The sequence below is a fragment of the Serratia sp. TSA_7 genome (assembly GCF_052692135.1).
In genome coordinates this window covers 996,124-1,015,533 of sequence record NZ_JBQZFU010000001.1, presented here as the reverse complement: position 1 = coordinate 1,015,533, position 19,410 = coordinate 996,124, and the positions used below count along the sequence as shown (strand labels likewise).

Sequence of the window (19,410 nt, the reverse complement as noted above, 5' to 3'; positions counted from 1 at the left end):
ATTATCAAAAGGAAAGGTAATGGAATGCAATAAAAGAGTGAATGCCAGCGCGTTGGCATTGGGTTGCCTCATGTTGGCCGCATGTGCAGCAAAAAGCCCCGCCGAAAAACACGCTTCGCACTATATTTACCAAATCTCAAACGAAAACGATTCTCAAATCAGGACGTTGGTTCAAGACAGCATCAAGGCCAGCACGCCGACGTTTGATCAGTTCTACCAGCAAGGCAAATGCGACCGCAACGCCCATTTATCCCTGGCGGAGGCCAAAGCAAAAGCCGATTATTTATCCAGCGAAAAATTTAAAAGCCAACTTGAACTTAATAACATCGTATTGAATAAAACCTACAAAATTGATCCCAATCAAAAGATTTATACTGTCTTTACGAAAGAAGCCACGGGCGCTTATTGGGATGGTTATAACGGTTTATAATAACTTCCCCCCGCCGGTAACATGCAGGGAATTAATCGCCACCGTGGGTATTCACAGCGGCGATTAATGATTTATCCGGCTTCCGTACTCACTGCGCAGTAACCATGATCACGCCATACCCTCGCTCGCCACGGCAGTTCCCCGTGGATAAAGCCCAACCTTAACCGCAATCGTCACTGCCGCCAGCGCAGCGAACAGCCCACCGCAAAGAATACTGCCCTGCAGGCCCAACGCATCGATAAACCACCCGCTGACCACCGAACCGACCGCCACGCCCAAATTGATAAAGGCGATATACAGCCCGGTAGCAAACTCGGGTGCCTGTGGCGCTTCGGATGTCAGCCAGATCTGGGTCACGATCAGGCCGCTGGTGTGCGCTGCACCCCAGAACAGGCAGAGCGCGATCATCGGCCCCGTCTGCGCGCTGCCGTAGCGGTACAGCAGCAGATAGGCGACCGCCAACACTATCGGGTGCAGTAACGTAGTCGCTACCCGGTTCCGGTTCAGCAACTTACCGGCCAACAGGTTACCGGCTACCCCGCCTGCGCCAAAAATCACCAGCAGGATACCTACCATCGGCTCGCGAATGGCGGTTTGTCGGCTCAGGTATTCGGTAGCGTAGGCATAAACGGAGAACATGGCAGCAAAAATCAGCACGCAGGCGGCAATATTCAGCCACAGCGCGCCGCTGCGCAATATCGCCAACTGTTTGCCGTAGCTAAGTTTTTGTGTGGCGGCGTCGGGCAGGCGGAAAAATAAGCCGACGCCCGCCAGCAGGTTAACCAACGCGCAGAACAGAAAAGAGGCTTCATAGCTGAACTGACCGGCGATCCAGTGGGTCAGCGGGATCCCCAGCACCATGCCCATACTGGTGCCGATAAACGCATTGGCGGTCGCCCGGGTCACCTGCTGTTTGGGGTACAACGACGCCGCGGCCACCATCGCCAGCGAAAAATAAATCGGGTGGAACAGCGCCGGCAGGATACGCAGGATCATCAGGGTGCTGAAACTGGCGGCATAAGCCGACAGTACGCTGACCGACGAGAACACGGCCAGCGAAATCAACAGCATCCGCTTGCGGTTGAAGCGCGAAGCCAGCAGCACCAGCAACGGCCCCAGCAAAGCGATGGTCACGGCAAACAGACCGACCAGCCACCCGGCCTGCGCGGTTGAAACCCCGTAGCGCGCAATGATCAACGGCAAAATGCCCACCACGCCAAACTCGATGCAGTAAACGCCGAACAGCCCCAGCGCGATGAAAAAAATCGGCGGCAGGATCTTCATCGCGGCTCTCCCAACCCGTCATACACCGCCTGGCACAGTTCGCCGACAAATGCCCCCGCCATCCCCTCGAGCGCCGTATTGGTGAAGGCCACCACGCTGAGTTGGCGCGCGGGATCGACAAACCAGGAATGGCCGTAGGTGCCGCCCATACGCCAGGTGCCGATCGATTCCGGCGTCTGCGCCGCCTGCGGATCTTTCAGCAGGGTGATCCCCAGACCAAAGCCGCGCCCTGGCCAGAACGGCATCGGCAGATCGCCTATCTGGTTGCTGGTCATCGCCGTTACCCACTCCGTTGGCAGCAGCGGCGCGCCGCCCTGGCGCAAGGTTTCCAACAGCCGCAAGAAATCTTCGGCGGAGCCCACCATGCCTGCGCCGCCGGAGGCATAGGCGCCAGCCTCTAACGCCCGCGCCGGGGACAGGTTAAAACCGGCCGTATCCTCGATAAAAGGTAAACGATCGGGTTGTTGCAACGGCCGGGGTTCGGGGTGGTGGTTGGCATAAGCCACCGTCAACCGCTGCGCATCCGTGGCGGTAAAACCGGTGTCGTGCATCGCCAGCGGCCCGGTCACCAACTGCGCCACCGCCTCCGCTAACGGCAAGCCGCTGGCCTGCTCGATCACGGCGCCCAGCACGTCGGTAGCAATCGAATAGCGCCACTCGGTTCCCGGTGCCGCCAACAGCGGGGCCGAAGCAATGCGCCGCAGGTTCTCTTGCAGGCTGAGCCGGTCATCATCCATCCCGTCGGAGACGCCCGCCTGGGCATAGAACCCCTGTTCCGGCTGGAAAAACCGGTAACTCAACCCGGCGGTGTGGGTCATCAGATGACGCACCGTCATTGGCGGTTCGTGCCCGTCGGCGGTGCGCGGCCGGAAAGCCGGCAACCAGCGCGTCACCGGGTCCTCCAACCCCAAACGCCCTTGCGCCATTAACACCAGCGCGGCAGTGGAAACGATAGGTTTGGAGACCGAAGCCAGCCGGAACAGCGCGTTGGCAGCCATTGGCTTGCCGGCCTCTCGGTCCGCCATGCCCGCCGCACGGCGATAAACCCCCTCACCGCCCTGCGCCACCAACACCACCGCCCCAACCAGCCGTTTTTCCTCCAGCGCCCGATCAATGGCCTTATCAATAGCCTGGGCAGCCAGCTTGTATTCACTCATAGGTCACACTCCAGTAGACAGTAATTCTGTAGCTACCGAGAATAGAGTGTGGTGATTAACGGAAAAACAGGCTAGATTTCCCTTCATACTGGACGCTGGCGTCCGCAATAGGGGAAGAACATGGATAATCTGGCAGGCGTCTCGGCCTTTGTTCAGGCAGCCGAAACACTCAGTTTTGTCGAGGCAGGCCGCGTGCTGGGTGTCTCCGCTTCGGCTATCGGCAAAAGCATCGCCCGGCTGGAGACACGCCTGGCCGTGCGGCTGTTTCACCGCAGCACCCGCAGCATGACGCTGACGGCGGAAGGCACGCTTTTCTTGCAGCGCTGCCAGCGGATCCTCGGCGAAATGGCGGCGGCGGAACAGGAACTGAGCGATACCCGCAGTGCGCCACGCGGTAAATTACGCGTCAGTTTGCCCCTGGTGGGCAGCCTGCTTAATCCGGTGCTGGCGGAGTTTATCCGTCAATATCCGCAGATTGAACTGGAGGTGGATTTCTCCGATCGCCGGGTTGAAGTGATTGAGGAAGGCTTTGACGCGGTGATCCGCGTCGGAGAAACCGAAGATTCCCGGCTGATGAGCCGCCAATTGGGCACCTTCCACCTGCAACTGGTGGCGGCACCCGGCTATTTACGCCAGGCGGGTATTCCGCAACAGCCGGCCGATCTGCGCCAACACGCCTGCCTGCTGTATAAATTCCCCACCACCGGAAAAGTCGAAAGCTGGCCGGTGGCGGACTGGGACAAAATCCTCGGCGAAGGTCTGCGGACCAGCGTGGTGTGCAATACCGTCGATACGCTGATTTATCTGGCGGAACAGGGCCAGGGCATCGCCTGCCTGCCCGACTTCGCCGTGAAACAGGCGCTGGCCGGGCAACGGTTGCAGCAGGTTCTCGGCGAGCACAGCCACCATACCGGCAGCTTTAAAATTCTCTGGCCCTCCAGCAAGCACCTGGCTCCCCGACTGCGGGTGTTTATCGATCTGCTGAGCGAACGGTTGTTTCCGGCTTAACGGCGCAACGCGGCTTAAGAGCAATTCCGGCTTTGCTTTGCACAAAATCAGCTAAGCCAGCAACCACAGTGCCTGCCGGCGGGCCTCACCGCATTAGCTTCTGTCTATGATATTCCATTTTGAAATATGAAAGTCTCGTTCGTTCTTTCGGGGCAAGGAAAATCACCACACAATAAAACCTGAATCGCAGGCCGGCCCATAACCGCATAAAAAATCAGGGTTTATACTCTTGTCATCGCAAATAACCGCACAATTTACCCGTCTGGTGCTGGATACCCAGCCTGATGCTCTCGCCCTGTCAGCCGCTCGTCGCGGCCTGATGGACTACTTTGCCTGCGCGTTGCCGATCGTCCACGGCGCGCTGAGCGATACCGGGCTGGCGGCGGTGAAATCGGTGTTCCCGCCGATCGGCGCTGAGAACCGTGCCTTGTATTTTGGCTACGTCAGCCACTCGCTGGATTTCGACGATTACCACCCTGCGCTACGCGGCCACCCGACCACGGTGGTGCTCTCTGCCTTGTTGGCGCTGACCGACGATCGCGACGATGCCACCGCTCTGTTGAGCGCCTATGCGATAGGGGTAGAAGCCGCCGGGCGATTGGGGTTGGCGGCCGGAACCCAGCATTATCAGTTGGGTTTCCACAGCACCGCGACTCTGGGCACGGTAGCCGCCAGTGCAGCCGCCGCACGCTATTTGGGATTGACCCCGCACCAGACGCAGATTGCACTCGGCCTGGCGGCTACCCAGGCCGCCGGGCTGCGCAGCCAGTTCGGTTCTGCCGCCAAACCGCTGCACGCCGGATTGGCGGCGCGCGCGGCGGTCAATGCCGTGCTGCTGGCGCAGGCGGGCTTTGCCGGCCAGCCGGAAGGCGTGATTGACAGCCTGTTCAGTTCCCACGGTGACGGCCGGCAGCGGCCGGCTCTGCTGACTGCAGATTGGGGCGCGCCGTGGCGCATCCTGCAACCGGGCCTGGAGTTTAAACGTTACCCAACCTGCGGCGGCACCCACAGCGCGGCCGAAGCCGCCTTCGCCCTGCGTGAAAACCTGCTCGAACAAGGTATTACCGCCGACGAGATGCCTGCCGCCATCAGCCGCATTCAGGTCAGTTTCCCGCCCGGCGCGGATACCGCTCCCCATATTCGCCGCCCGGTAAACGGCGTCGAAGCGCGTTTCAGCCTGGAATACGTGATCGCCGATGCACTGTACAGCGGTGCCGTGCCGCTGATGCATTACGGTGAAAACCCCGTCGACCCGATAATTGCCGCACTGGCGGCGCGGGTGGAACGGCATGCCGACCTTTCTGCTCCGCCTGATGAGTTGGATCCGGAACTGCGTTTCCATCGCGTGACGCTGACGCTGCACGACGGCCGCCAATTTAGTGACATTGTCACCAGAAAACAAACCGCCGCCCGCCCAACGGACGTCGAAGCCAAGCTGCGCAGCATCCTGCAACTGCTGCCGCAATTGGACGGCGACCGCGTGGTTCGCGACTGCGCACTGGCGCAGCCCGGCGCGACGGCACGGTTAATTGCATTATTAAATCAATAATAAATAGAGGACTAATTATGAGTGCTTCACCTTCAACACCATCGCGTCAATTACGTCTCGGCCTGTTTGTTCAAGCCCTGGGGCACCATGTCGGCGGCTGGCGCGCAGAAGGCGCCAGCGGATCACCGACCGATATCGACTGGTTCACCTGGATCGCCCAAAAAGCCGAAGAAGGCACCTTTGACATGTTCTTCGTCGGCGACGCGCTGGCCACCAGCGTACACCGTTTGCCTTCGACGATGTCGCGTCTGGAGCCGCTGACCTTGCTGGCGGCGCTGGCGGTCAATACTCGCCATATCGGGCTGGCGGCCACCGCCTCCACCACCTTCGACCAACCCTTCCATCTGGCGCGCGCCATGGCGTCCATCGACCATATCAGCCACGGCCGTGCAGCCTGGAACGTGGTGACGTCCTTTTCCAGCGATGCCGCACGCAACTTCAGCCGTGACGATCTGCCTTCGCACGCCGAACGTTACGAAGTGGCGCGCGAGTTCCTCGAAGCCAGCTACAAGCTGTGGGACGGCTGGGAAGAAGACGCCATCGTGCGTGACAAACAACAGGGCATCTACGCCATCGACGACAAAATTCATGCGGCCAACCACAAGGGCAAACACTTTTCGGTTCAGGGGCCACTGAATATTTCGCGCTCCCCACAGGGCCGCCCGGTGATTATCGAAGCCGGCTCTTCACCGGCCGGGCAGCAGCTGGCGGCGGAAACCGCCGAGGTAGTCTTTACCGCCGCTGCCACGCTGGAGGAAGGCCAGGCGTTTTACCGCAGTCAGAAAAAGTACGTGGCCGATGCCGGCCGCAACCCGGATCACCTGCTGATCCTGCCGGGCGTGATGCCGATTATCGGCCGCACCAAGGCTGAAGCGCAGGAGACCTGGTATCAGTTGAATCAGTTAGTGGATATCGATAACGGCATCGAGCAGCTTTCCGCCCGCTTCGGCTTCGATCTGAGCGACTACCCGCTCGATGGCCCGGTGCCGGATGTTGGCGCAACCGAAGGCGGCCAAAGCCGGGTGAAACTGCTGACCGATCTGGCCGCGCGGGAAAACCTGACGCTGCGGGAACTGGCTGCGGTAGCGGCAGGCTCGCGCGGACACCGCGTGGTGGTCGGCACCGCCGAAGAGATCGCCGATGACTTCCAGCTGTGGCTGGAACAGCAAGGCGCCGACGGCTTTAACATCATGCCCGCCGTACTGCCAAATCAGCTGGAGCTGTTCGTCGAGCTGGTCATACCGGAGCTGCGCCGCCGTGGCCTGTTCCGCGAGGAATATCACTATTCAACCCTGCGTGAAAACCTGGGCCTGCCGGAACCGGCAATCAACTTCGCCAACGTAAAATCGGCTTAATCTGCAGGGGAATACCATGAAAGCTACCGTTAAACGCACCGTGCTGTCCCTGCTGTTGGCTTCTTCCACCTTAGCCCCGTTGGCCACTGGCTATGCCGCCGAAGGCGATGTTCCCTTCAAGGCCGCGCTGAAAGCCAGCGCCGATCCGAAACTGCACGACAGCCTGCCCGACGCCGTCAAAAAAGCCGGCTTTATCGTGGCGGGCACTAACCCGAACACGCCGCCGACCACCTTCTACGAGGCGGACAACAAAACGCTGGCCGGGCGTGAAATCGACGTGATGAGCGCCATTGCCGATCGTCTCGGTGTCGCGATCCACTGGAAGGACACCGGCGGTTTCGACAATATCATTCCCGGGTTGAAATCCGGTCGCTACGACGTGGCGCTGGCCAACATCGACGCCAACAAGAAGCGTTTCCAACAGGTGGACTTCGTCGGCTATTACAATGCCTCCAAACTGGCGCTGATCGCCCGTAAAGATGCGGCGCTCGGCCCGTACACCGAGCTGGCGCAACTGTGCGGCCAGACCGTCGGCGCCGGTGCCGGCACTTCGCAGGTCACCCGTTTGCAGCAGGCCAGCGACCAGTGCGTCAGCGCCGGCAAACCGGCGATCACCATTCCGATCTTCCCGGACCGCCCGGCCGGCGTGCAGGCGACGATCAGCGGCCGCGTACCGATGTTCTTCGGCCCTTATGAAGGCCTGCGCTACCAGGCGAGCCATGTTAAAGCGCTGGCGCTGGCCGGCGACATCAATATCGAAGGCACCACGGTAGCCATCGCGTTGCCAAAAGGTTCCGAACTGGTGAAACCGGTGCAGGCCGCGCTTAACTCGCTGATTGCCGATGGCAGCTACCAGAAAATCCTCGACGGTTGGGATATCGGTTTCGGTGCGGTGAAAACCGCCGGCATCAACGAAGAGATTGCAAAATGAGTGCGCAACAACCTGCCGATGATGCCGAACTGAGCATCGTCGGTCATCGGCATTACGGGCGCTGGTTCAGCGCCCTGATCGTACTGCTGATCGTCGGCGTTATCGCCCATTCGATGCTGCATAACCCGCGCTTCGAATGGGCGGTGGTGGCGGAAAACTTTACCGAGGCGTCAATCATCAACGGCGTGATCATGACGCTGAAGCTGACGGTCATCTCGGTGATCTTCGGTTTCGCCGGCGGCGTGCTGCTGGCGTTGATGCGCCTCTCCGCCAACCCGGTGCTGGTCGCGGTAAGCTGGTTCTATACCTGGTTCTTCCGCGCGGTACCTATGCTGGTGCAACTTTTCCTGTGGTACAACATCGCCGCGCTTTACCCGCGCATCAGCCTGTGGCTCCCGTTTCTGGGCGAGGTCGCCAGCGCGCCGACCAACACCATTATCAGCACCTTCAGCGCTGCGGTGATTGCTCTGGTCATGCATCAGTCGGCCTATGCGGCAGAGATTGTGCGTGCAGGCATTCAAAGCGTGGGCAGCGGCCAACTGGAAGCCGCCAAGGCATTGGGCTATCGCCGTGGGCAGATCCTGTGGCGAGTGGTTTTGCCGCAGGCCATGCGCACCATTTTGCCGCCGGCCGGCAATGAGGTGATCGGGCAGCTTAAAACCACCGCCGTGGTGTCGGTTATCGCCCTGCAAGACGTGCTGTATTCGGCGCAGATTATCTACCAACGCACCTACGAGGTGATCCCGCTGTTGCTGGTCGCCACGCTGTGGTACCTGGTGATGACCTCGATTCTGTCGATTGGCCAGCACTATGTTGAGCGCTATTTCGGTCGTGGCACTCAGGCCACGCGCGGCGGTTGGCTGTTACGCAACCGTAAGGCCACGCCCGAACTGAACCAGGGAGCAGAACAATGAGCGCAGCCATTCATATCAACCGGGTACGTAAGTCCTTCTCCGGTACCGAAGTGCTGAAAAACATCAGCCTGCAGATCCCGGCCGGTTCGGTCACGGTGATCCTCGGCCCTTCCGGCTCGGGGAAATCGACCTTGCTGCGCTGCATCAACCACCTGGAAAAACTCGACGGCGGCACCATCCGCGTGGGCGAACAACTGATCGGTTATCGCCAGAAAGGCAAGCATCTGTATGAACTGAAGGAGTCTGAGGTCGCCGAGCAGCGTAAAAGCATCGGCATGGTGTTCCAGCAGTTCAACCTGTTCCCGCACCGCACGGTGCTGGAAAACGTTACGGAAGCGCCATTGCTGGTGAAAAAGGAAAAGAAAGCCGTGGTGGTCGAACGGGCGAAGGCCCTGCTGACCCGCGTGGGGCTGGAGCATCGCATTAACGCCTGGCCACGCGAGCTTTCCGGTGGCCAACAACAGCGTGTGGCGATCGCCCGCGCGCTGGCGATGAATCCCGAGGTGCTGTTGTTTGATGAGCCGACTTCCGCGCTCGATCCGGAACTGGTTGGCGAAGTGTTGCAGGTGATGAAAGGCCTGACGCACTCCGGCATGACGATGGTCGTGGTCACCCATGAGATCGGTTTTGCCCGCGAAGTGGCCGATCAAATCATCTTTATGGATCAGGGGAAAGTGGTCGAAACGGGGACTGCGCAGCAGGTGCTGGATGCACCTCAGCATGAAAGAACGCGTAATTTCCTGGCGACGGTACTCTAAATTGCATCAGGGGAGCATTGCGCTCCCCTGATCATGGAATTCAGTCTTTTTTTCTGCCGATAGCGGAGAAAACGTTAAACACTTCACCCAGACCATAAATCGAGCCCAGCAACACAGCTATCATTACCGGCACCAGGATCACCACGGTTGCCAAACTCTCAATCATTTCTAACATCGTTGTCTCCCGGTTTTTTAAGCGGAGAAAGCCATTCACAAATGGAATGGAATTTCTCCGAGATACCGCACATTTTATTGTTGGTATTTTCGATGTGTGATAGACATCACACTTTAAGTTCGGCTAATGTAACTTACACAGTTGCATTAAAACAATGACAAAAAATGCTCTGGGAAAGGCGGGATAACGCAACGAAACATCGGTGGGACGCCTGCTCGAAAACAGGTGTCCAAGACGCAAATAATGGCGATAGCGGCCAAATCACGGGAGCAATGATGATAACACTGAGAATGGCGCGGCCTGCGGATGCACCGGCGATCGCGCGTCTGCACGTGCAGGTCTGGCGCAGCGCCTACCAAGGGCTGGCAACGCAAGCGGCCTATGCCGCGCTGGATGAACCGAGGCGGTTGGTCCAGTGGCAAGAAAAACTGCAACAACCTGGCGCAGCGCAAGTGCTGCTGGCCGAATCGGCTGGTCAATTGGCCGGATTCTGTCTGGCCGACGCCCCTTCCCATCCGCAGTTTGGCGAGCATGCCGAGATAAAATCACTGTTCGTCAGCGATGAACATCAACGCCAGGGTATCGGCCGCAGGCTGCTCGGTGCAGCGGCAAGAGAAATGCAAAAGCTCGGTTATCGCAGCATTGCGCTGGGAGTGGTCGACGGGAATGACAACGCCATCCGGTTTTATCAGGCATTGGGCGGTGCTCCGGCCGGTAACTATACCGATCCCGGTCCGTTGTGGCGTTCCAGCAATGTGATTTACGTCTGGCCGGATATTCGCCATCTGGCGGCCCTTAAATAATATACGGCGACTCAAATTTAAGAATATTTACCTATTCTATTTTCTGCCGGAGGAATACATTCATCTCAACTTCTACCGAACGATTAATTGCCGTATTTTTAGCCAAGTAATCGATCATTTTACCAGGATAATTCTTATGAACATTAAACGTGTTGCTGGCGTGTTGGTTCTCGTAATGGCTACGCTCTCTGTCACTGCATGCGGGCATATGTCTAACCGCAATCGCAACACCGCAATCGGCGCCGGCGTAGGCGCGCTGGGTGGCGCAGTATTGACCGACGGCAGCACCCTGGGCACGCTGGGCGGGGCAGCACTGGGCGGTATTATCGGTCACCAAACCAGCCGTTAACGATAGCTGAATAATAAAAATCTCAGGCCGGAACGTCTGTAATAAAAGACTCTTCCTGCCTGAGTGATTTTTATTTTTACGTCTATTTTTTCTTCTTTTTTAAAAATCTCGTCAAACGTCGGATAAACGACAACCGATTATTGCTGAAAACGCTGTTGGACTTATCTGCATCGCCTCCCCCGTTTTAACAACCTGTCAAAGCCGCATCGAAAAATAATGCGCGTTAGCCGCAGAAAAAACCTTACTTAAAAAGAAAATATTGACCGCCCACCAGGTCTATAACTAATCAATGGGGCTTTGCCTTAAAATCATTCACGTCATTTATTAATGAATAATTCATAGCAAATCCATAATAAAATTCGCTGTAGACGATGACACAGCAAGCTAATAACCTCGCCAGGTCTCCCCTTCAAAACAAAGAAATGACATTGCTGAAGGTCATGATGACACTCTCGAACTCGAACCGCCTCAGGGGCATCTTGATGAGGCTTAAGAATACAATTCTATTTTCATTATTAAGGATGAGTTATGAAATTATCAAACGTAATGCTTCTCTCGGCAATTCTGGCTTCCGCAGTGGGCATGTCTGCCGTCGCCTCCGCCGCGCAACGTCCCGCCGGCGTTTGCACCTTTATTTATTCGCCGGTTCCCTACGTCACCAAAGACGGCAAAAAAATCCAGGCGCCTAATGCCTGCGTGGCAAAATGGTGGGCGGTTCAGGGTAAGTAATAATTTGGCTTGCCGGCAGTTTATTACGCAGCCTGCCGGGTAAACGAAAGGGGGCCGGAAACCGGCCCCCTTTCGGCTTTCTATCGGCAACGCAAAAACATTACCCCTTCACCTGAGAAACCACATTCAGCGGTTGAGCGTCCGGCAGAATGTTCATATGCTCCAGCACCTGCGCCATAATCTTGCCGAATACCGGGCCGGCCACCGAACCGCCGAAGTGCTTGCCGGCTTTCGGATTGTTGACCATCACCACCAGCGCCACCTGCGGATCGCTGGCCGGCGCCACGCCTGCGGTGTAGTTGATATAGCCGCCGTCATATTTGCCGTTGGCACCCATCTTCTCGGCAGTACCGGTTTTAATCGCCAGCCGGTAACCCGGCACCGCGGCGCTGACCCCACTGCCGCCCGGCAAGGCGTCGCTTTCCATCATATGCACCACGGTTTTCACCGTCTCTTCCGGCAAGATCCGCTGCCCCATGACCGGCGGCGTCACCCGCGTGATCGACAGCGGCCGATAGACGCCGTAAGCGCCGATGGCGGCATATTCACGCGCCATTTGCAGCGGCGTAACGCGCAACCCGTAGCCGAAGGAGAAAGTCGCCCGTTCGATATCGGCCCAGCGTTCACGATGCTGCGGCAGATAACCGCTGCTCTCGTTACCGATGCCCAACTCGGTCGGCAACCCCAGACCAAAACTCTTGTAGACCGCCGGCAGCACGGTGGCAGGCAGCGCCAATGCGATATGCGACACCGCGATATCACTGGATTTTTGCAGCACGCCGGTAATGGTCAGTTTGGACCAGTGGCCAACGTCCTTGATCAAGTGGCCGTTGACCCGGTACGGCGTGGTATCCAGCACCGTATCCGGCTTAATCAGCCTATGTTCCAGCCCGACCATCACGACCACCGGTTTCACCGTCGAACCCGGCTCGAAGCTGTCGCTGCTGCAAACGTTGCGAATATCTTTTGCCGGCGTATTGGCATAGTTGTTCGGGTTGAACGACGGGTAACTGGCCATACCAAGCACCTCGCCGGTACTGACTTTCACCAGCACCGCACAGCCGGAATCAGCCTGGTTGGCCAGCACGCCATCGCGGATTTGCGCAAACAGTACGTACTGGATAAATTTATCGATGCTCAGCGTAACGTTCGGCGGCGGTACGGGATCGACGCTCTTGATCACACCAATCACCGCCCCGCTGCCGTCCTTCTGGTACACCCGCATCCCGTTCTTGCCCTGCAACAGGTGGTTGAAGCCCAGCTCAATGCCTTCAAGCCCCTGATTGTCCTGCCCGACAATACCTATCAGCCCGGCGGCGTCCTGGCCCATCGGGTAAAAGCGGCTGAAATCCTGCTCGGTGCTGACACCGGTCAGATGCAGTTTATTGATGTAGTTCGCGTTATCGTCTTCCACCTTGCGGGCCAGATAGACGAAACGCTTATGGGCGTTGGCCTGAATCAACTTTTGCACGTCGGTCAGCGGCATTTTCAGCACGTTGGCCAGGCTCTGCCAGCGTTCGTTGCCGGTATCGGTATGGGTGTCGAGAATATGCTTGGGATCCAGCACGATATCTTTCGAAGACACGCTCACCGCCAGCGCTTCATCATTGCGGTCGGTGATCATACCCCGGTTGGTCGGTAGCACCTGCGTGCGAATTGAGCGCTGATCCGCCTGGTCCGCCAACTGCTGATGCTCCATCAATTGCAAATAGCCCACCCGGAACGCCAGCAGGAAAAAACACACCAGAATACCGGCGCAAATCCAGCCAAACCTCAGTGAGGAATAATTTTTACCGCTTTTTTTTATTAGTGGCGCCACTGTTAACCCTGCGTTTTTATTCGGATTATGTAATTATTTCAGTCTACCCTGACGGAAATCTTTAGAAGATTGCAGTTTGTAAGAAAGTAAAAACAAACGCGTTTACTGTTGCACATCCTCACTGTCGTTTAACTCCGGTTTAACTTTCTGCCCATCATCAGGTTTCGGCGCGTTGGCCGGGTCAAAAATGTGGTCAAGGATTGCCCGTGCGGTTGGCCCCGCCACCACACCGTCACCGCCGCCGTTTTCCAGAATCAGTGCCATCGCCACCCGCGGATTTTTATAGGGAGCGAACAGCGTGTAGAAAATATGGTCACGCAACCGTACCGGGATCATCTTGGCGTTATAGGTCTGATTTTCTTTCAGACTGAATACCTGCGAAGTGCCGGATTTGGCGGCGATCTGATACGGCGCGGTATGGAACAGCTTGTAACCGGTGCCGTTCGGCAAGTTGGCCATACCGTACATGCCATTGCGCACAATGCCCCAGTACGGTGATTTGGCATCGCCGATCTGTGCCGTCTGCAGCGGCGGTTGATAGCAGCTCACCCGATTGCCCTGGCGCATGGAATACAACAGATGGGGCGTTTTCACCTTGCCGTTATTGATAAGCGTGGTCAGCGCCTTCACCATCTGAATTGGCGTGGCGACCCAATACCCCTGGCCGATGCCGACCGATACGGTATCGCCCTGATACCAGGGTTTTTTATGCACCCGCTGCTTCCAGTCGCGGCTGGGCAGTACGCCGCGATACTCTTCGTTGAGATCGATCCCGGTCGCCTGGCCGTAACCGAATTGGCTCAGCCAGCTGTGAATGCGATCGATGCCCATTTCAAACGCCACCTGATAAAAGAAGGTATCGGCGGACTCCTCTATCGCTTTGGTGACGTTCAGCATACCGTGGCCACTCTTCAGCCAGTCGCGGTAACGGCGTTGGGTACCCGGCAACGTCCAGGTCGGCGCGCCAAAGAAGCTGGTGTTGGGGGTTATCACCCCGGCGAACAGCGCAGAGGTAGCCATATAAGGCTTCACGGTAGACGCCGGCGGGTACAGCCCCTGAGTGACGCGGTTAATCAGCGGTAGATCCGGGTTGGTCAATAAGCTTTTATAGGCTTTGTAACTGATCCCCTTAACGAACGGGTTGGGATCGTAACTGGGGCTGGACACCATCGCCAAAATGCCGCCATCGCGCGGGTCCTCAACCACCACCGCCGCTCGCTGCCCCTTCAGCACCGACTCGATATACTGCTGTAACGGCAAATCGAGCGTCAGATAGATATTTTTGCCGGCCTGCGGCGGCTGTTCTTTCAGCAGGCGTATCACGCGGCCGTGGTTATCCACCTCCACTTCCTGATAGCCGGTGGTGCCGTGAAGTTCCGACTCATAGTAAGCCTCAATGCCCTGCTTGCCGATGTTATGATCGGCGGAGTAATTTTCGCCGATGCCGGCTTTATCGAGGCGTTTCACATCGCCATCGTTGATTTTCGATACATAACCCACCACGTGCGCCAGTTCGGCGCCATACGGATATTCCCGCTGCTGATAGGTGTCGATGGTCACCCCGTCAAAACGATATTGATTGACCGCAAAACGGGCGACCTCAGTGTCGTTCAGCCCGCTTTTCAGCGTCACCGGTTTATAGCGGCCGTTGTGGTGCATATCGTCGCGAAAGGTGGCGATGTCCTCTGGCGTCAGATCGACAATCGGCGTCAGCGCCTGTAGCAGCGCGGCCATATTGGCGATTTTGCTGGGTATAACCTGGATCTGGTACAGCGTGATGTTACGCACCAGTGGGATGCCGTTACGGTCGAATATCAGCCCGCGGCTAGGGGCAATCGGCAGCATTTTGATGTCGTTCTGATTGGAGCGCGTCTGGTAGAACGCATGTTGCTTAATCTGCAGGTGATACAGGTTGACGATCAGTGCGCCGAAGCAGGCGATCACCAACGCCATCGCCGCGCAGGCACGGCGAATAAACAACATTTCCTCAGCGGAATGGTCACGGATTTTTTCTTTTAAGAGGGCCATACGCAGTGCAGTACCTGTCTGACGTCACATTTTCCCCAGATAAATCAGGGCAGTGAAAAGTCGGCAAGCATAGCGTTATTGGTTAACGGCCCCCATTAAAAGGTTGCTAATGAAATGGCATAAATGTTTCAGCATATTGGAATGTTTCCGGGTACCGGCTTTTATGCCGTACAGGGATTGAGCACCCCTTTATCCCAGTGCTACAATGTGACGCAGATCACACTACTCCATTTTTGCCCGCACTGTTCTCCGGCGCCCTGCCGGCTGCGGCTTTGTCACAAAGGATCACGTTCGATGAGTACCATAGCCACGGGTTTGATTATGATGCGCTGGGAATTGCTGAGCGCCGTAATGATGTTTATGGCCAGCCAGTTAAACGTCGTTTGCCGTAAGACCAGCCGTAACGGCATGGCATTCATGTTCAGCAGCCTCGGGCTGTTCACCACCTGTTGGTTTGTGATGGGCCTGATGGGCATCAGTTTCAGCCAGGAAGGATTCCTGCATTTTTGGTCAGTGACCAAAGACGTATTCTTCGACGTGATGAGCAAAACCCCGACCGACTGGCCAATGCCCTGAGCCGCACTTAATCTCCCCCTGCAGCAGGCAACGGTGCCGACATCTCCAGCAGTATTTTGCCGAATGCCTGCGCAGCCGCGCCAGGTTCCGCGCCGTTGACGATCAGGGTGAAATCGACGTCGGGCAATTCAGGTAGCCCATACTGACCATTAACCGTTTTCATTCCCGGCGCCAGATCCCCGCTTGCCATGACGGCAATGCCCAACCCCGCCAGCACGGCCGCCCGTAGCCCTTGTTGGCTTTGTGAAGTGAAGGCGGTGTGCCATTGGATTGCCTTGCTTTCCAAAGCGGCGATCCCGGCTTCGCGACTGACCGACGGCGCGGGCAACAACGCCAGCGGCAACGACGAGCCCGCCAGGCTGAATGTCTCAGCCGCTACCCACACCAGCTGCGTCCGCCGCAATAACCGGCCCTCAATACGGTTAGCCAGCGACATCACGACGGCCAAATCCAGTTCGTTGCCCTTCACCATCCCGCAAAGATCCAGCCCGATACTGACATTCACCTCCAACCTGACCGCAGGAAAAGCCCGGGCGAACTGGGATAACAGCGGCGGCAATCGTTCCCCCAGAAAACTCTCCGTCAGGCCAAAACGTACTGATCCCGACACGGGTGAGGATTCAAAGCGCCGCTGCATGGCGTCGAGCGCCTGCAAAACGTGCACGGCGTGGCGCAGCAAATCTTCACCGTCTTCGGTTAGCGTCAGGCGCCGCGTAGTGCGGTGCAACAACTGCCGGCCAATCTGCTCCTCGAGCCGACGGATCTGGTGACTGATCGCGGATTGGGTCAGATTCAGTTGCTGCGCCGCGCGCGTAAAGCCGCCGGTTTCGGTAACCGTAACGAAGGTGCGCAGCAGTGTCGGGTCAATGTTCATAGGGCGATTACATGACAGGAATTAATTAATAACGATAAATTAAATCATTTCTATCATGCAAGCCATTTATCCAGAATGGCTGTTCGTTTCCCTAACCTTTCTTTTGTGGAAAAAATTCATGACGCTCTCTCACGCCAGTAAAAACCGACTGGCATTAACGGCAATTTGCCTCGCCGCGCTGATGTTCGGCCTGGAAATCTCCAGCGTACCGGTCATACTGCCGACGCTGGAACGGGTATTACACAGTGATTTCAGCGATATGCAGTGGATTATGAATGCCTACACCCTGGCCTGCACCGCCGTGATGATGGCCACCGGAACGCTGTCTGACCGTTTTGGCCGCAGGCGAGTTTTCATCCTCGCCATTGCCGCTTTTGGCCTAACCTCCTTACTCTGCGGCCTGGCCAACGGCTCGACGCTGCTGATCCTGGGCCGCTTTATGCAAGGCATGGCGGGCGGCGCCATGTTGATTTGCCAGGTGGCTGCATTGTCGCATCAGTTTCAGAGCGGCAAACAGCGTGCTCAGGCCTTCGGCATTTGGGGCGTCGTTTTTGGCATTGGCTTAGGGTTTGGGCCGGCGATCGGCGGCGTTATCGTGGCGCTCGCCAACTGGCAGTGGGTATTTTTGATTCATGCGGTCATCGCCGTTCTGACACTGTTACTGGTGATTTTCAGCGTGCAAGAATCCCGCGATCCGCAGGCGGCAAAACTGGATACTCTGGGGATCGTCACATTGTCGCTGTCGGTTTTTGGGCTGGTGTATTTTATCACTCAGGGGGCGGGGTTCGGTTTCGCCAGCGTTCGTGCCGGGGGGATTCTTCTGGCTGCAGCCCTCAGCCTGCTGCTGTTTATTTGGGTTGAGAGACGCAGCCCCTATCCGATGATGGAGTTTTCCGTGTTCAGGAATCGGCAATTTTCCGGGGCGCTGATGGGCTCTATCGGCATGAATTTCAGCTTCTGGCCCTTTATGATCTACCTGCCGCTCTATTTTCAAATTGGGCTGGGCTATGACAGCCTGACCACAGGTTTGTCGCTGCTCGCCTATACGCTGCCCACGCTGGTCTTCCCCCCGGTGGGCGAGCGATTGGCTTTGCGTTACCGCGCCGGAACCGTGATCCCCGCAGGGCTATTCGCGCTTGGGCTGGGTTTCCTGCTGATGAAATCAGGCGGCGAACAGGCCGGCGGATTGGCTATGCTGCCGGGGTTACTTATCGCCGGCATCGGTCTGGGCATCACCAATACCCCGGTGACCAACACCACCACAGGTTCGGTGTCGAATGCCCGCGCCGGCATGGCCTCCGGGATAGACATGAGCGCCAGAATGATCGCGTTGGCTGTCAATATTGCGGCCATGGGGTTTATCTTGCTGGCGGGCGTTGACGCTTATCTGCAACAAACGCTGCCCGAATCATTCGGCACCTTGCCGCTGCATTCGGTGGCGGAGCAGATAGTGGCGGGTAATCTCACCGCCTTGAAAACGCTCCCCGAATGGGATGCCTTGGCCCCCTTGGTTCATGCCGCATTGACGCAAAGTTTTGGCCTGGTGATGCTGTACGGCGGCCTCGGTGCCTGGGCGTTGGCTGCGGCCAGCCTGATGATTTTCGCCCCCTGGAAAACGGCAGCCGCACTCCCCCGGTAATAACATCTCGTTATTACTGAATGGTTCATAAAATAAATAAAATATAATCGGGTGGTCTGAGACCGGCAGAGGCTTATGCTGGCCTCAGACAACTTGGTTGCACCTGGCCCAGAGGCAAGCCCTCATGCCCGCACTTTCTTGTTTTTCCCCTGATTAATCCAGAATCCGGCTTAATGGTTAACCGATGTCTGGCCTGGCTGAAGGATACGCCACGCGCCGCCATCAGGAAGCAGCATGATTTCTCCTTCTGCCCGTATTGCCGCCAGCAGCGTGATTGAGCCTGGCGTGATTATCGGTGCGCACGTACGCATCGGTCCTTTTTGCTTCATCACCGCCGGCGTTGAGATTGGCGAAGGTACCTCTATCGCCTCCCACGTAGTCATTAACGGCATGACGCGCATCGGCCGCGACAACGTCATCGACCAGTTTTCTTCGATCGGCGAAGCCGGCCAGGACCTGAAATACGCCGGTGAACCGACCACGCTCACCCTCGGCGATCGCAACCGCATCGGCAAATACGCCACCCTGCATCGCGGCACCGTTCAAGGCTGCCGCCACACCGCGATCGGCGATGACAACCATCTGCAGGATAATGTGCATATTGCCCACGACTGCATCATTGGCAACGCCACGCATATCGGCATTAACAGCGGGCTGGCCGGGCATGTGGAATTGGGCGACGGCGGTTGGGTCGGCGCGCGTTGTGCGGTGCATCAGTTTTGTATTATCGGTGCCCACGCGCGATTGGCCGACGGCACGCTCGCGGTGCAGGATTTGCCGCCGTTCGTCCAGGCCGGCGGCAACCGCGCCAAACCGGACGGCCTGCATCTGCTGGCGCCGGCCTTTCTGGCCGCCGACGAGCAACAGCAGCGGGTTATTCATTCTCTTTACGACATGTTGTATCACCAGGCGATGGCGCTGGAAGACGTGCGGCAAGAAGCCGCCCGCCTCAGCGTGGAATACCCGTTACTGCGGCTGTTCACTGATTTTTTTACCCGCTCTACGCGGGGCATCATTCGCTGAAAATGTGGC

Annotated in this window: 19 protein-coding genes; 13 read left to right on the top strand and 6 right to left on the bottom strand. The window is 57.5% G+C overall.

The features are described from left to right. The first annotated feature begins 19 nt into the window (after window positions 1–19). Window positions 20–430 carry an Exc2 family lipoprotein gene (locus tag ACUTQW_RS04960; protein ID WP_006325149.1) on the top strand — a complete coding sequence of 137 codons (411 nt, stop codon included), beginning with the start codon at window positions 20–22 and terminating at the stop codon, window positions 428–430. 108 nt (window positions 431–538) lie between these two features. Here the strand turns inward: ACUTQW_RS04960 and ACUTQW_RS04955 are convergent, their stop codons facing one another. Together ACUTQW_RS04955 and ACUTQW_RS04950 are read right to left on the bottom strand one after the other, a co-directional pair. Continuing rightward, window positions 539–1,714: an MFS transporter gene (locus ACUTQW_RS04955; RefSeq protein WP_006325148.1), complete on the bottom strand. Its 1,176-nt coding sequence runs from the start codon at window positions 1,712–1,714 to the stop codon at window positions 539–541. Further along, window positions 1,711–2,871, bottom strand: coding sequence for a serine hydrolase domain-containing protein (locus tag ACUTQW_RS04950; RefSeq protein ID WP_064798809.1), 1,161 nt, complete (start codon window positions 2,869–2,871; stop codon window positions 1,711–1,713). The genes ACUTQW_RS04955 and ACUTQW_RS04950 overlap by 4 nt, the downstream gene beginning before the upstream one ends. Before the next feature lie 120 nt (window positions 2,872–2,991). Here ACUTQW_RS04950 and ACUTQW_RS04945 point away from each other — a divergent pair, with 120 nt between their 5' ends. The 6 genes from ACUTQW_RS04945 to ACUTQW_RS04920 all read left to right on the top strand — a co-directional run bounded on the left by ACUTQW_RS04945 (window position 2,992) and on the right by ACUTQW_RS04920 (window position 9,386). After that, window positions 2,992–3,879: a LysR family transcriptional regulator gene (locus tag ACUTQW_RS04945; RefSeq protein WP_006325146.1), complete on the top strand. Its 888-nt coding sequence runs from the start codon at window positions 2,992–2,994 to the stop codon at window positions 3,877–3,879. A 229-nt stretch (window positions 3,880–4,108) separates the two neighbouring features. Continuing rightward, window positions 4,109–5,428, top strand: coding sequence for an MmgE/PrpD family protein (locus ACUTQW_RS04940; protein ID WP_445654814.1), 1,320 nt, complete (start codon window positions 4,109–4,111; stop codon window positions 5,426–5,428). Between the two features lie 17 nt (window positions 5,429–5,445). Beyond that, window positions 5,446–6,783: an LLM class flavin-dependent oxidoreductase gene (locus ACUTQW_RS04935; RefSeq protein ID WP_006325144.1), complete on the top strand. Its 1,338-nt coding sequence runs from the start codon at window positions 5,446–5,448 to the stop codon at window positions 6,781–6,783. Window positions 6,784–6,799: 16 nt separating this feature from the next. Beyond that, a complete protein-coding gene (locus tag ACUTQW_RS04930) occupies window positions 6,800–7,714 on the top strand; it encodes an ABC transporter substrate-binding protein (protein ID WP_020439003.1) in 915 nt (304 codons plus the stop codon). Next, window positions 7,711–8,628: an amino acid ABC transporter permease gene (locus ACUTQW_RS04925; RefSeq protein ID WP_037432874.1), complete on the top strand. Its 918-nt coding sequence runs from the start codon at window positions 7,711–7,713 to the stop codon at window positions 8,626–8,628. Before ACUTQW_RS04930 ends, ACUTQW_RS04925 begins: the two co-directional genes overlap by 4 nt. After that, the gene (locus ACUTQW_RS04920; RefSeq protein ID WP_006325141.1) at window positions 8,625–9,386 is read left to right on the top strand and encodes an amino acid ABC transporter ATP-binding protein; all 762 of its coding nucleotides are present in this window, start codon (window positions 8,625–8,627) and stop codon (window positions 9,384–9,386) included. Before ACUTQW_RS04925 ends, ACUTQW_RS04920 begins: the two co-directional genes overlap by 4 nt. A 40-nt stretch (window positions 9,387–9,426) precedes the next feature. On the opposite strand, the gene ACUTQW_RS04915 is transcribed toward ACUTQW_RS04920, so the two are convergent. Next, window positions 9,427–9,561, bottom strand: a complete 135-nt coding sequence (locus ACUTQW_RS04915; RefSeq protein WP_006325135.1) for an AcrZ family multidrug efflux pump-associated protein — start codon at window positions 9,559–9,561, stop codon at window positions 9,427–9,429. Window positions 9,562–9,836: 275 nt separating this feature from the next. On the opposite strand from ACUTQW_RS04915, the gene ACUTQW_RS04910 reads away from it, so the two are divergent. The 3 genes from ACUTQW_RS04910 to ACUTQW_RS04900 all read left to right on the top strand — a co-directional run bounded on the left by ACUTQW_RS04910 (window position 9,837) and on the right by ACUTQW_RS04900 (window position 11,442). Next, entirely contained in the window at window positions 9,837–10,364 is a 528-nt protein-coding gene (locus tag ACUTQW_RS04910; RefSeq protein ID WP_006325134.1) for a GNAT family N-acetyltransferase, read from the top strand. A gap of 136 nt (window positions 10,365–10,500) precedes the next feature. Continuing rightward, a complete protein-coding gene (locus ACUTQW_RS04905) occupies window positions 10,501–10,713 on the top strand; it encodes a glycine zipper 2TM domain-containing protein (RefSeq protein ID WP_004944210.1) in 213 nt (70 codons plus the stop codon). A 528-nt stretch (window positions 10,714–11,241) separates the two neighbouring features. Then, the gene (locus ACUTQW_RS04900; RefSeq protein WP_006325133.1) at window positions 11,242–11,442 is read left to right on the top strand and encodes a hypothetical protein; all 201 of its coding nucleotides are present in this window, start codon (window positions 11,242–11,244) and stop codon (window positions 11,440–11,442) included. Between the two features lie 100 nt (window positions 11,443–11,542). On the opposite strand, the gene ACUTQW_RS04895 is transcribed toward ACUTQW_RS04900, so the two are convergent. Together ACUTQW_RS04895 and mrdA are read right to left on the bottom strand one after the other, a co-directional pair. Then, on the bottom strand, window positions 11,543–13,261 hold the full coding sequence (locus ACUTQW_RS04895; protein WP_006325132.1) for a penicillin-binding transpeptidase domain-containing protein: 1,719 nt from the start codon (window positions 13,259–13,261) through the stop codon (window positions 11,543–11,545). Window positions 13,262–13,363: 102 nt separating this feature from the next. After that, window positions 13,364–15,289, bottom strand: a complete 1,926-nt coding sequence (gene mrdA, locus ACUTQW_RS04890) for a penicillin-binding protein 2 (RefSeq protein ID WP_006325130.1) — start codon at window positions 15,287–15,289, stop codon at window positions 13,364–13,366. Between the two features lie 294 nt (window positions 15,290–15,583). Here mrdA and ACUTQW_RS04885 point away from each other — a divergent pair, with 294 nt between their 5' ends. Further along, window positions 15,584–15,865, top strand: a complete 282-nt coding sequence (locus ACUTQW_RS04885; RefSeq protein WP_004944199.1) for a YjcB family protein — start codon at window positions 15,584–15,586, stop codon at window positions 15,863–15,865. A 7-nt stretch (window positions 15,866–15,872) separates the two neighbouring features. Here ACUTQW_RS04885 and ACUTQW_RS04880 read toward each other — a convergent pair whose 3' ends face one another. Further along, window positions 15,873–16,739 carry a LysR family transcriptional regulator gene (locus ACUTQW_RS04880; protein WP_006325129.1) on the bottom strand — a complete coding sequence of 289 codons (867 nt, stop codon included), beginning with the start codon at window positions 16,737–16,739 and terminating at the stop codon, window positions 15,873–15,875. A 118-nt stretch (window positions 16,740–16,857) separates the two neighbouring features. On the opposite strand from ACUTQW_RS04880, the gene ACUTQW_RS04875 reads away from it, so the two are divergent. Both ACUTQW_RS04875 and lpxA read left to right on the top strand, forming a co-directional pair. Beyond that, window positions 16,858–18,378: an MFS transporter gene (locus ACUTQW_RS04875; protein WP_006325128.1), complete on the top strand. Its 1,521-nt coding sequence runs from the start codon at window positions 16,858–16,860 to the stop codon at window positions 18,376–18,378. A gap of 234 nt (window positions 18,379–18,612) precedes the next feature. After that, on the top strand, window positions 18,613–19,401 hold the full coding sequence (lpxA, locus tag ACUTQW_RS04870) for an acyl-ACP--UDP-N-acetylglucosamine O-acyltransferase (RefSeq protein WP_006325127.1): 789 nt from the start codon (window positions 18,613–18,615) through the stop codon (window positions 19,399–19,401). Window positions 19,402–19,410: the final 9 nt, after the last annotated feature.